Source organism: Armatimonadota bacterium (assembly GCA_016223145.1).
Lineage (GTDB): Bacteria > Armatimonadota > Fimbriimonadia > Fimbriimonadales > Fimbriimonadaceae > Nitrosymbiomonas.
Genome location: JACRPN010000013.1, coordinates 143,046 through 155,495 on the forward strand (window position 1 = coordinate 143,046; position 12,450 = coordinate 155,495).

Annotated in this window: 9 protein-coding genes; 1 reads left to right on the forward strand and 8 read right to left on the reverse strand. The window is 62.2% G+C overall.

Features of this window, described 5'->3' with window-relative positions; translation table 11 throughout:
- Window positions 1–32 precede the first annotated feature (32 nt).
- A complete protein-coding gene (locus HZC36_12350) occupies window positions 33–650 on the forward strand; it encodes a hypothetical protein (GenBank protein ID MBI5707766.1) in 618 nt (205 codons plus the stop codon).
- Window positions 651–654: 4 nt separating this feature from the next.
- Here the strand turns inward: HZC36_12350 and HZC36_12355 are convergent, their stop codons facing one another.
- From HZC36_12355 to ftsA, 8 genes are all read right to left on the reverse strand, one after another.
- The gene (locus HZC36_12355) at window positions 655–1,563 is read right to left on the reverse strand and encodes a polysaccharide deacetylase family protein (GenBank protein MBI5707767.1); all 909 of its coding nucleotides are present in this window, start codon (window positions 1,561–1,563) and stop codon (window positions 655–657) included.
- A gap of 70 nt (window positions 1,564–1,633) precedes the next feature.
- Entirely contained in the window at window positions 1,634–4,324 is a 2,691-nt protein-coding gene (gene clpB, locus HZC36_12360) for an ATP-dependent chaperone ClpB (GenBank protein MBI5707768.1), read from the reverse strand.
- A gap of 89 nt (window positions 4,325–4,413) precedes the next feature.
- A complete protein-coding gene (mnmE, locus tag HZC36_12365; protein ID MBI5707769.1) occupies window positions 4,414–5,721 on the reverse strand; it encodes a tRNA uridine-5-carboxymethylaminomethyl(34) synthesis GTPase MnmE in 1,308 nt (435 codons plus the stop codon).
- 45 nt (window positions 5,722–5,766) lie between these two features.
- The gene (locus HZC36_12370) at window positions 5,767–6,744 is read right to left on the reverse strand and encodes a PD-(D/E)XK nuclease family protein (protein MBI5707770.1); all 978 of its coding nucleotides are present in this window, start codon (window positions 6,742–6,744) and stop codon (window positions 5,767–5,769) included.
- 77 nt (window positions 6,745–6,821) lie between these two features.
- Entirely contained in the window at window positions 6,822–9,269 is a 2,448-nt protein-coding gene (locus HZC36_12375; GenBank protein MBI5707771.1) for a hypothetical protein, read from the reverse strand.
- Complete coding sequence (locus HZC36_12380) at window positions 9,266–9,658, reverse strand: BlaI/MecI/CopY family transcriptional regulator (protein ID MBI5707772.1); 393 nt, start codon at window positions 9,656–9,658, stop codon at window positions 9,266–9,268. The genes HZC36_12375 and HZC36_12380 overlap by 4 nt, the downstream gene beginning before the upstream one ends.
- Before the next feature lie 156 nt (window positions 9,659–9,814).
- A complete protein-coding gene (gene ftsZ, locus HZC36_12385) occupies window positions 9,815–11,104 on the reverse strand; it encodes a cell division protein FtsZ (protein MBI5707773.1) in 1,290 nt (429 codons plus the stop codon).
- Between the two features lie 100 nt (window positions 11,105–11,204).
- Window positions 11,205–12,437 carry a cell division protein FtsA gene (gene ftsA / locus HZC36_12390; protein ID MBI5707774.1) on the reverse strand — a complete coding sequence of 411 codons (1,233 nt, stop codon included), beginning with the start codon at window positions 12,435–12,437 and terminating at the stop codon, window positions 11,205–11,207.
- Window positions 12,438–12,450: the final 13 nt, after the last annotated feature.

Here is a 12,450-nt window from a genome sequence, read left to right on the forward strand (position 1 = left end):
TTCACCGAATCCGCTTGTCCGAGGTTGCATCGATGCCATCTATCTTGCCGCTCCTGATTCCGCTCGTTCTTGCCTCGCCCCAAGGCGCTGCCGATACGCGCTTCAGCTTTCATGGGATCTTCGTCGAGGGATGCTCCTGCAAGGACGCCTGCCAATATGAGCTGAAAGGGGCCTTCACCAAGTGCGATGCGATCGGCGCGTACTCGTTTACCAAGGGGATTTATGGCGGCAAGAGCTTCACGGGCACGAGGGTGGCCTTCGCCAGCGGGGGCACGGGTTGGGTGGACCTCTACGTCGATGGCCCGGACATCGCCTCCCGGCAAGTTGCCGCGGACTTCATGTCGCGTGCGCTCAAGGGTTGGGGCAAGGTCTCGAAGCCGGTGTTCGCCAGTGTCTCGCTTACGGGCTTTGATGGCAACTACATCGTCAACGCTGCCGGCGGTGCGCTCCGACTCTTCTGCTCCCCAGCCAAGAAAAAGGGGGTGCGGGGGATCCCCGTCTTCGAGAACGTCTTTAACAAGAACTTGCATCGGAAGCTGTACCAGTCGGTGACCGAAAGCGCTTCCTATGAATCGGGGGGCAGGAAAATCCAGCTCCAAGGCACGAACGGCTTCTTCAATCCGGTGCTCAAGGAGACAGGCAAGCTGTAGGGCACTATTGCAGGGCGCCTGACGGAATCGGCGCTTTCTTGCGCCCGGCATCGACAGGTATTGACCCTTTTGGCTGCCTCAGGGCATACCGCTTCTCGACCCCCTTTCGCTGCCTTGGCTTGCGAGCTTCGGTCTTGGCGATGCGCGCCACGACGTCAAGTTTGACCCCAAAAGCGTTGCTTCGGATAACGACGGGCCTCGGGAGGCGAGCAAGCATCTGGCTCACCCTCACCGTTCGATATCCCAGAGCTTCGAGCCCATTGAGAATGGCGGGCAGAGCTTTCGCAGTATCCGGATGGTTATGCAGAAGGATGACGCTGCCGGGACGAACCTGATGCAAGACCGTCGAGGCGATCTCACTTGGCGCCTTGGGCTGAAAGTCCTTTGCTGCCACGTTCCAGTGGACGGTCACGTAACCCAAGTCTTGTGCCGCGCGGATCACCGTGTCGTCGTAACGCATTCCCGGTGGCCTGAATAGGTTCATTTCGGCGCCTGTGACTCGATAGAACGCCCGCTGGCATTGGGCGATGTCTTCTCGGATCATCTCGCGCGACCGGCCTTCGAGCCTCAGGTGGTCGAAGGTATGGTTCCCGACCTCGTGGCCCTCATAAAGCAGACGCCGGACCAGCGCCGGGTCCTTGTCGATCATCTTGCCGACCACGAAAAAGGTGGCTTTGGCCCGCGCGGCACGGAGCTCATCCAGAATCCTCTTCGTTTCTGGGTGCGGCCCGTCGTCAAACGTGATCGCGACCTCTTTAAGGTCTGCGTTGCCGCGCTCTAGCAGGTCCTGCCGAAGATCGAAGGTCCGCGGCGGTCCGAGCCCTCTCAGCCGGTGTACAGCGAAAAAAGAGGCGCCCCCCAAGGCGACGCCGAAAGCCAATCCTAGAATGAACGTCGTTCGCGAGGTTGCCACTTCTCCAGTCTATCGTAGATATCTGGAAACGAGATGAATCGTGTACAAATCTGCAGCGGACGCCAATGGCCTAAGCTCCAGACTTTGCAGCCGATTCTGCTTCAAACAGGAACTCCCCACTGGCATAGCCGACGTTGACCCTTTGGCCCTCACCGACTTCACCGAGGAGCATTTTCTTCGCGAGCGGGTTCATGATCGCGTTCTGTATCGCCCGCTTCAACGGCCTCGCGCCATAGACCGGGTCGTAGCCGGCGGTCGCGAGCTGCAAGAGTGCCTCCTCCGAGAGCGAAAGCGTGATGCGCCGCTCTTCGAGCCTAGACGCCAACTTCTTGACCTGGATGCGTACGATCTGCTTGATCTCTGCCACTCCGAGTGGGCGGAACACCAGCATGTCGTCCAGACGGTTGATGAACTCAGGTCTGAAGAAGTGCCGCACCTCGTCAAGAATGCGCAGCTTGGTTTCTTGGAAGGAGCTTCTCTTGTCTGAGAGGTCGGGCCTGTCTGACATGTCGGACGTGTCCGACTTGTCGGACTGGTCGGGAAATTCGGAAGACTCCGAGAACGGGTCCCCGTAGAGCTGGCTTCCCAGGTTGCTCGTCATCAGCACGACCGTGTTCTTGAAGTCCACCACGCGGCCATGCCCGTCGGTCAGACGCCCGTCGTCCAGAATCTGTAGCAGCACGTTGAAGACTTCCGGGTGTGCCTTCTCGACCTCGTCGAGAAGCACGACCGAATAGGGCCGACGGCGCACCGCCTCGGTGAGCTGTCCGCCCTCCTCATAGCCGATGTAGCCTGGAGGTGCGCCGATCAGCCTCGCGACCGTGTGCTTCTCCTGATACTCGCTCATGTCGAGCCTAACCAGGTTGTGCTCGTCGTCAAAAAGGAACTCCGCTAGCGCCTTGGCGGTCTCGGTCTTGCCGACGCCCGTGGGGCCCAGGAAAAGGAACGAGCCGATCGGCCGGTTCGGGTCGCTGAGCCCAGAGCGCGAGCGCCTAATGGCATCCGAGATCACTTGCAGAATCTCGTCTTGGCCGACCACGCGCTCGCGCAGCCGGTCCTCCATGGTCAGGAGCTTCTGCATTTCGCCCTGCATCAGGCGGCTTACGGGAACTCCGGTCCACTTGCTGACTACCTCGGCAATGTCCTCCGAGTCGACCTCTTCCTTCAGCATCTTGCCTTCGGCCTGCACCTTGGCAAGCTCCTCGGACTCTTGGTCAAGGCGCTTTTGGAGGCCCGGGATCAGTCCGTGCTGGATCTCCGCAGCCCTACCCCAATCGGCCTCTCGCTCGGCCTGCTGGAGCTGGGTCTTCAGGTCCTCAAGCTCTTGCTTGGTCTTTCGGACCAGCTCGATCCTCTGCTTTTCGGTCTGCCAGCGCGCGTTGAGCGCAGTGAGGGTCTCCTGGACCTCCGCCAAGCGCTTCTCGGTCGCGGCAAGCCGCTCCTTGCCGGCGGCGTCCTCTTCCTTGCGCAACGCCTCGCGGTCGATCTCAAGATGGGCAACCTGGCGCTGAACCTCGTCGATCTCGGTCGGCACCGAGTCAATCTCCATCTTGAGGCGCGAAGCGGCCTCGTCCATCAGGTCGATGGCTTTGTCCGGCAGGAACCTGTCCCCTACATAGCGCGCTCCGAGCACCGCCGCGCTGACCAGCGCCGAGTCGGTGATGCGCACGCCATGGTGAATCTCGTAGCGCTCCTTGAGCCCGCGAAGGATGCTGATCGTCTCTTCGACCGTCGGTTCGTCGACCAGCACGAGCTGGAAACGGCGCTCAAGGGCCTTGTCCTTTTCAACGTACTTGCGGTATTCGTCGAGGGTGGTCGCGCCCACGCAGCGCAGCTCGCCGCGCGCCAGCATCGGCTTGAGCATGTTCGCCGCATCGAGGCTCCCCTCTGCCTTACCCGCGCCGACCAGCGTGTGCAGTTCGTCGATGAAAACCACAATCTGCCCCTCCGCCGATCGGATCTCATCGAGCACGGCCTTCAGGCGGTCTTCGAACTCGCCACGGTACTTGGCGCCGGCGACCATCGCACCCAAGTCCAGGGCCACGAGCGACTTGTCGCGCAAGGACTCGGGAACGTCGCCCGCCACGATGCGCTGAGCCAAACCCTCGACGATGGCGGTCTTGCCTACGCCGGGATCGCCGATGAGCACCGGGTTGTTCTTGGTGCGGCGGCTCAGCACCTGAATCACGCGGCGAATCTCGTCGTCTCGGCCAATCACCGGGTCAAGCTTGCCGGAACGGGCTTTTGCGGTGAGGTCGACGCCGTACTTTTCGAGCGCCTTGTAGCGATCTTCCGCGCCCTGGTCGGTGACCTTTCTGCCTTGGCGCAGGTCCTCGATGGCCTGAGTGACCGCCTTCTCCGTTGCGCCCTTCGACCGGAGCAGCTTGCCGGAAGCTCCCGCCTCTTTGGCGATGGCAAGCAGCAGCAGATCGGTCGAGACGTACTCGTCCCCCATCTTCTCGGCCAGTCGGAACGCCTCGGTGAACACACCCTGCAGCCGGGGGCTGAGCGAGGCCGCAACCGAGGCCGACTCGCCAGAGACGCTGGGCGCATGGCCCAGGCTCGCGCGAACCTCTGCCTCGATGGCCTTGGGGTCCACTTCCAGCTTCAGCAAGAGCGGACCACTGACCCCGCCCTCTTGCCTCAGCAGGGCGAGCAGCATCGCCTCGACGTCGATCGCCGAGTGCTTGTACTCGCTGGCAATGGCTTGGGCGTCCTGAAGCACTCCCTGAGCCTTGATCGTAAGCTTCTCAAATCGCATAGCTTTAGTCTATGACACTTAGGTCATTTGTCTCTATCAGTATAACGTACCTTCGGGTGACCCGGTTCCGTTGCTCCGCCCATCACGGCCTATTTACCTATGCAGAACCTGGAGAAGATAGAGTCCAGGAGGTCCTCGGAGCCAGATTCCCCCGTGACTTGGCCAAGGGCCTGGATGGCCTGCTGAAGCCCCACGGCCGAAAGATCGAGCGGCACGTTGGACCCCAAGGACTGAACGGCAAGTTCGGCGCCCTCGACCGCCCCCTGGAGGAGCGGGGCATGGCGCTCGCGGATGAGAACCCTATCGTCGGCCGCCCCGATCTCCAGCCTGCTCACTGTGCTCTCGAAGAGAAGCTCGATACCCGATTTCGCAAGGGCGCTCACCTGGAGGTCCCCTTCGCTTCCAGGCGCCAAGTCGGTCTTGTTTGCGACCTTCAGCGCGGGCCGGCTTGCCTCAGTGATGAGCCGCTCATCCTGAGAGGTCCATCCCAAGGAAGCGTCATAGACATACCACACGAGGTCGGCCTCATCGAGTGCCCGGCGCGCGCGCGCCACGCCTTCCGACTCTACACGATCGCCCGTCTCGCGCAGGCCCGCTGTGTCGGTCAGTACCCATAGCAGGCCCCCAAACTCCACCTGCTCCTCGATCGTATCGCGGGTTGTGCCGGGAACGTCCGTGACGATGGCGCGGGCGGTCCCCAGGATTGCGTTGAGCAGCGACGACTTCCCGGCGTTGGGAAGACCGACGATGGCGATTCGAACCCCCTCACGCAAGAGGCGCCCGGTTTGAGCCGTCTGGAGAAGACTCTGAATCTCAGTGATCGCCTCCCCGATCTTGGCGGCCAGCGAAGCGCGGTCCAGCGGTCCGACCTCCTCGCTGAAATCAACTTGCGCCTCGACGGCCGCCAGGGCATCCAGCAACACGCCGCGGATCGCGCGGGCACGGTCGCGCAGCGCCCCGGAGCGGTGCAGTTCAGCTTGCCTGAGCTGCCGGCCGGTGCTCGCCAGAACCATGTCGGCGACCCCTTCGGCCATAGAAAGGTCCATCCGGCCGTTCATGAACGCCCGGTAGGTGAACTCGCCGGGATCGGCCATCCTGGAGCCACACCTCATACACGATTCGACCAGGGAAACAACCGAAGCTCGCGAGCCGTGAACCGAGATCTCGACGCAGGGCTCTCCGGTGTAGCTACGCCCCTCGGCGAACGGAAGCGCCAAGGCGTCTCCTTCACCTACCGACCCATAAAGGGCGCGCATCGGCTCGGGGTGCTCGGGCCAGGGCTGGAACACCTGGCTCCCGACCTTCCATGCATCGGGTCCCGACAGGCGGATGGTCGCAACAGGAGCGGGACCGGGGCCGGTAATCGGCGCGACGATGGTGTCGGTCAGCGAACGCAAGATTCACCTTGTCTTTCAAGACGAAGCGAGCGGCAGGCCCAAGGCCTATTCATGCCTCTTGTACCCTTGCGAGTCGATCCACCCCTCGCACGAGTGAAACGCACACCCCTTGCATCGCCTGGGAAACCCCGTCTTGGGGAACTGCTCGAAGAGCGCCTGCAGGCCGAAATCGGCCCGCTTGAGCCTCTGCTTAAGGTCCTCATGGGTCTTCTTGAAATCACGAAACAGCCTCGCGAGCACGTCCACGTCCACGGGCTGGTCGTGAATACACTTCTCGGGCCGCGTTGAAAGCCACACGGACCTTAGCGTCATGTCCTCGCGCCGCGAGCCCCACACCGACATCGCGTATTTCGCATAGATGTGAAGCTGGTCCGTCGCAGACGCCTCGCTCTCCTTCTTGGCTTCGCCCGTCTTCCAATCCACGATGTAGGTGTGGTCGTGGGTCACGATCGCGAAATCGTACTTGGCATAGACCGCGATTCTGTCCCAATCGAACCAGGGCGCCGTGCCCTTCTCGGCCACCTTCCAATAGCCTGGATCGAATGAGGTCACCCATTCGGGAATCTCCGACTCCTGGAAGCACTTGAGGCATGAATCGATTCGGGCGAAGAGCTCCTGTTTCTCGGACTCCTTATAGGGCAGTCCGTAATACACGCGGTCGATCGGCTGCCGCTTCAGCTCTTCCGGCTTCGATCGCGTCTTGCGCAGGTAGATCCAGCGCTCGGTGGTCGAAAGGTATTGATCGAAGTACTTCCTCGCCGCCTCTTCCAGTGTGACCTTCTTCGGCCAATGCCCCTTATCTTGGTAGGTGCGCAGCGCCCCCGTGATAGTGTCGTCCACCACCTGCCCGACAAACGCGTTGTGCGGCATGAGCTTAGATTCCAGGGAGATATCGACCTTGAGATCGTCTGGGAGCTTGTGCTTCTGATACTGAAGCGCCCAACGCCGCTCGCAGTCCCGAAACGCCCCGAGGCTCGTCTTGCTCAGGGAGGGAAACGGGGGCATTGGAGAGGCGATCGGCATGGCTAGGGAGCGAGCATACCGCGAAGCCCAATCGGACCCGCCGGCCACGGGTTGGCCGGCGGGTGCGACAGTGCAGGCTACTTCTTGATCGGGGGTTTGGCGCCCGATGCGGTCTTCGTCGTTTTGCGCTTGGCCGAGGATTTGGATGCCGGTACCGGAATGTACCGACGGCCATCCCATTGATATAAGCCAGGCTTTGGGGTTCTGCCAGATGGTTTGGCTGAGCTGTAAACCGGCACAAAGCCCTTGCCGTCCCACCGGTACATCGTAGGAGCCACCGCACGCTCCACGATGGCGGCAGGCGCCGAAGCGCTCGCGCGGACCGGGCGGTCGACGATGATGGCTGCAGGAGCTGTTGACTGACCGGAAATCGCCGGCGCCGCAGCTGGCGTCGTCGCTTGGCCCGCGGAATGGAGCGGGCCGGCACTTACCGCCGTCGTCGGCGCCCCTGCCTGGAGCACACCCGTTGTCTTGGCGGGCGCTTCAAGAGTGGCAGCGCCTTGCGGGGCAATTGCCCTTGTCCTGGTGAGATCCGCCTTGACCGCAACGCCTGGGGAGGCTACCGAAGTACCAGGCAGGTTCGGCACCGATGCCAAGGGGGCTGTTCCGCTGGCCGCCGATCCTGTCGTCAGAGCTTTCTCCTGTAGACCGGAAGGAAGAGTCGTCGCGGCTCCAGGAGCCGCGCGCAGCGTTCCATCCAGGCCGCCCGTCGAGCGTACAATCCCGCCCTGCGACGGGAGCGGGGAGCGTGGACTGGCAACGGCCGCGCCACCAAGACTATCGGTGACGCGCGCAGGAGCGGAAGCACTTCCTGCAGCCGTAACGCTCGAGAAAGGCACGGGAGCAGGGTGTGATCGAGAGGCGGCCGATCCTGTTGATGCCAAAGGGGCATCCGCCACTCTGGCCGAACCGGCAACTGCGGCGGTTGGAGCGTACTGGCCGTTGGCGATGGGGGTTGCGCGGGCGATCAGCGACCTCACCCGGGAACTCGCCACCGTACGATCATTGATCAGGTGGCCCTTGGGAAGCGGCCTGGAGTTGGAGCGGCGCTTAAACGTCCACTTCAGCGCAGACTCGATCTGGCCGCGTTGGCTGGCGCTGATGAGTTGTACGTGGCTGTCCACGAACGTCACGACCCGCACCTGGCCGCCGGAGAGCCGCTCAACCCAGAGGGGCGTCTCTGCCGGTTTCGGGATATCGCCATACCGAACACCCCCAACATTGATGTTGTAGAGGAATCGCCCTCCAGGGGCTGGTGAGAGAAACACGTCATTGTTTCGCGCGTAAGGCGCCAGGACGGGAACCACGGAAGCCGTGGATTGCACGTATGGCAGGACGTCATTGTAATCCGCCGCGTACATAACAGCGGCCGTGCCAAGCTGTCTGGCTCGGTGCATCGCTTCGGCGGCTTCGGCGTCTGCTCCTTGAGGCTCCAACTGAATGGCTGTGAAAGCAGTCACCGCGCATCCCATCAGGAGCAGCGCGGCCAAGCTCTGGACGCGGGTCATGCCCCGTGTTGAGTGCGTTGGAGAAAGGATGGATCTGAGTCGTTTGTCAATTCGAGGATGGGTCATGGCTGAGACTCCTGCCCCCAGAACAGGGGAGGTACGGCCGGCGGCCCCACGCGCTATCTGCAGCAGCGCGGAAGCGTACTCCGAAGGCGCTATTCCAGACCTGAGCGCATCTTCGTCGGCGGCCAACTCGGCATCCAACCTCATGGCTCGCGCGCCGAGCCAGACGAGGGGATGGAACCAGTAGAGGGCGCAGGCAAGTTCCGCGAGTAGCTGCTTCGCAGAGTCTTTACGGCGCACGTGGGCGAGTTCATGGAGGAGCACAGCCTCCAATTCGTTGGGCGCCCAATCAAGAGCGCCGATGGGGAGAACGATGGTGGGCCTGATCGCCCCCCAAGTGATCGCCGAGGGCGGTATGTCAGTGGTTGAAATCCTTAGAGCCAAGAGGGCTTGTGCCTCGCGGCGACAGCTTGCCACGGCGTTCTGGCGAGCCCCCGCCTCTTTGGCGAAGGGCCGGGTGTCCCGCCGTGCCAGACGCCTGAGACGAAGGGTCCCGAGAAAGAGCCGGAAGAGCACCCACAGGGCGCCGAGCACCCAAACTCCCAAAGCAGCCAGCGTCGGATCGACTCGGAATCTTGGCCGCATGGAGACCGTTTGGCGCTCTCCATCGGCCGCCGCCAGGCCCGATTCAAGACTCGATTCGATAGAAGGAGGACCCGCAGGCAGAACCACACCCTCGAAGCTCGGCACATTCACATCCAGCTTGCCGGCCGATGCCGTCGGTTCGGGCCTCACAGCGGGCAGAACCTTGAGCGCGAGTCTCGGGCCATTCAAGCTGGTGAGCAATGGAATCAGGCAAAGGCCAAGGAATGCAAAGACCCATACGGAGTTTGAGAGGGCCGGAGAACGGCGTCGGACGGCGAGGGAAACGAGTCCTGCGGCGACGATCAAGCAGGTGGCCCGCATAAGCGCGTCCGTCGCTGCCAATGCCCCGAAGCCAGGGCCCAGGTTCATGATCCCCTCCTGCGGGCATCTTCGATCAACTCCTGAAGGCGTATCACTTCTGCCTCAGAGAGCGGCCTCTCGCTTGGATCCAGCAAGGCGGCGACGACCCTTTCGATCGAGCCATCGAAGAAGTTCTGGACCACACCGTGGATAACGCTCCGAGCCATCTCCTCCTTCGGGACCTTGGGCTCGTAGATGTTCTTCAGCCCTTCGCGGCGCTGGACGACGTGGCCCTTCTCCACCAAGATCGCAAGCAGGGTGCGTACCGCTGTATTGCTTGGGGCATCCGGGAGCGCCTCGTGAACCTCCGATGCGGAGCAGGCCCCAAGACGATACAGGACCTCGATGATCTGGCGTTCCCGGCGGCTTAGCCCCTTTTGGGCATCCCCATCACGCATGGGCGCCCTCCAAAACATGACGGCCTGCAAAGCTCATGCCAAAATTTTGGCACATGTTTTCGAAAATGCCAAGGACTTTCTGCCAATTTCTTGGCGACCAAGGACAAAAGGCCCCTGCCGAGGTTCGGCAGGGGCCTTTGATTTGCTGCTTGGAGCCTATTGGCGGGCGCTGTGCTCGCGAATGAACGCCGGAATCTCAAGGTCCTCTTCGTCAAAAACGGCTTGTGTTTCCAACTCACCGCGTCGGCCGGCGGTGATTCCACGGTCGGTCACCATCACGGGGTCTCCGGCATTGGGAACCGGGGGAATCTGGGTCTTGCTGATCGCATTGAACGCATTGGCCACGGGCGACAAGTGGGATCGCTCGACCACTACGGCGCGCTCCGGCTCGAAGAGAGTGGGCGTGGCTTCACGCGACACGGGCTCGAATCCTGTCGCCAGCACAGTGATTCGTACAGAGCCGTCCATGTTCGGATCGACCACCGTGCCAAAGAAGATGTTGGCTTCGTCGGAATCGCACAGGCCATGGATGTACTCCATCGCCTCGTTAACCTCTTGAAGCGTGAGTTCTTCGTTGCTCGTGATATTGACCAGCACGCCTCGTGCACCGTTGATCGACTGCTCGAGAAGGGCGCTGTTGGTGGCGCTCTGCGCGGCTTGGAGGGCTCGCTGATCGCCTACTCCGAAACCGATGCCCATCAGGGCTGGGCCGGCGTTGTTCATGACGGCGCGCACGTCGGCAAAGTCAACGTTGATCGTGCCAGGGATCGTGATGATGTCGCTGATGCCCTGGACGCCCTGGCGAAGCACGTCGTCGGCCACGCGGAACGCCTCGTTGAGCGGGGTGCGCCGCTCGACCACCGACTGGATGCGGCTGTTGGGAATCGTGATGATCGTGTCCACGCGGCCCGTCAGCGCTGTGATGCCGTTATCCGCGACACGGAAGCGCTTCGGACCTTCGAACCCGAACGGCTTCGTCACAACCGCCACGGTCAGCGCGTTGATTTCACGGGCAAGATCGGCGACCACAGGGGCCGCGCCCGTTCCGGTGCCGCCGCCCATGCCGGCGGTGATGAACACCATGTCCGCGCCTTCGAGAACCTTGCGGATCTCGTTCTTGCTTTCCTCAGCTGCCGATTTGCCGATCTCAGGATTGCCGCCCGAACCAAGGCCCCGCGTAAGGTCGCCACCAAGCTGGACCTTCTTGGTGGCCCGGCTAAGGTCGAGCACTTGGACGTCGGTGTTCATCGCGATGAACTCCACGCCCTGGATGCCCGCTTCGATCATGCGGTTGACGGCATTCATTCCGCCCCCGCCCACTCCAATGACTTTTATGACGGCGTTTCCTGGGTTCACAATAGTTCCTTCCTCGCTGCGACAAGGTCTAGCGGCGAATGATGAGAAAGGCTCCTGCCTTCCGCGCCCCGCGGCGCGATCTCGGTCCATGAGATCCAACGATCAAATCAGCCCATGCAAATCGCAAAAACTGGAGTCGGAAGGTTACCTGCGGGGGATGTGGAAAACGCCAGTCCCTCTCGCAAAAATGTCAGGCCTTTCTTCCGAGAAGCGACATCAGCGTCCGGATGCGCTCTCCCCAACTACCGTCCGAGACCGCCGGTGACAGGTCATCGCTGCACGACTCGACCGCATAGCGCACCAGCCCGGCACAGGTCGCGAGTTCGGGCCGCGAGGCTTCTGCCGCGTGATGGCCCCTGAAATGGGGCACGGTCGGCTTGGCCTTCACGCCCGGAATGGTGGTCTCAAAGAGCTCGGTGATGCCCTTCATCTGGGAACCGCCACCGGTCACAGCCATCCCGCCGGGCGCCCGATCAAGGCACCCGCCGCGCTCAAGAGCCTCGCGTACCATCTTCGCGATCTCGCGCATCCTGGCCTCGACGATCTCGCAAAAGACTTTCCGTTGCATGGATCGGCGCTCGATCTGGCCCATTTGGAGCACCATGATGGACTCATTTTCGGGCACCATCGCCGCGATCGCGCATCCCGCAGACACTTTGAGCGCCTCCGCCTCCTCGGGTGAGACTTTCAGGAGCTTGGAGATGTCCGAGGTGACGTGTTTGCTTCCAAGTGGTACGGTGTCGGCAAAAATCGCCGTGCCGCCTTCGAACGCCCCGACCGCCGTCGAATCGCCACCGATGTCCACGACGATCGAACCATATTCCATCTGGTGGGAGGTTAGAACGCCCAACCCCGAGGCTACGGGCTCGTAAACAAATTGGTCGATTGCCCGGCCGCCGGCTTCGGCGATGCGCTCCATCAGCTCGATCTGCGCGCTCTCGACGCCGATGAGCAGGGTCGAAACTTCCAACCTTGAACCGGACTTCCCCAAAGGCGACTTCTTCGCCGGTCTGCCGTCGATGCGAAATTCTGCCGGGATCGCCTGAACCAGTTCCCTGCCGTCAGGTAGGGCAACCTGTCGGCTATGGTTCACGACCTGGAGCACGTCCTCGCGCGTGATGGCCCGTGTGCTCGGGAAGATCGGCACCAGGCCTTGGCCGAGCGTCGGCTGTCCTTGCCGCCCTCCGACACCAAAGACCACCGGAGTCCCCTTGAGCCCCGAGGTCGCTTCGACCCTGGAAAGGGCTACACCGGCGGCCTGAGCCACGACCTCTGCGTCCACGATGGCGCCCTTTCGAACGCCGTCATGAGGCTCTATGGCGAACCCAAGAACCTTGACCGAACCCGACGCGTCGAGTTCGCCTGCCAAGGCTGCGACTTTGGTGCTGCCGATATCGAGAACGACGGATTGGCTGGCGGTCATGGCGGAATAGGGT

Excerpts from the sequence above, each read along its gene's own strand:
- HZC36_12375 (MBI5707771.1), bottom strand. The coding sequence starts at position 9,269 with ATGAACCTGGGCCCTGGCTTCGGGGCATTGGCAGCGACGGACGCGCTT.
- HZC36_12380 (MBI5707772.1), bottom strand. The coding sequence starts at position 9,658 with ATGCGTGATGGGGATGCCCAAAAGGGGCTAAGCCGCCGGGAACGCCAG.
- clpB (MBI5707768.1), bottom strand. The coding sequence starts at position 4,324 with ATGCGATTTGAGAAGCTTACGATCAAGGCTCAGGGAGTGCTTCAGGAC.
- HZC36_12370 (MBI5707770.1), bottom strand. The coding sequence starts at position 6,744 with ATGCCGATCGCCTCTCCAATGCCCCCGTTTCCCTCCCTGAGCAAGACG.
- HZC36_12350 (MBI5707766.1), top strand. The coding sequence starts at position 33 with ATGCCATCTATCTTGCCGCTCCTGATTCCGCTCGTTCTTGCCTCGCCC.
- ftsA (MBI5707774.1), bottom strand. The coding sequence starts at position 12,437 with ATGACCGCCAGCCAATCCGTCGTTCTCGATATCGGCAGCACCAAAGTC.
- ftsZ (MBI5707773.1), bottom strand. The coding sequence starts at position 11,104 with ATGGACCGAGATCGCGCCGCGGGGCGCGGAAGGCAGGAGCCTTTCTCA.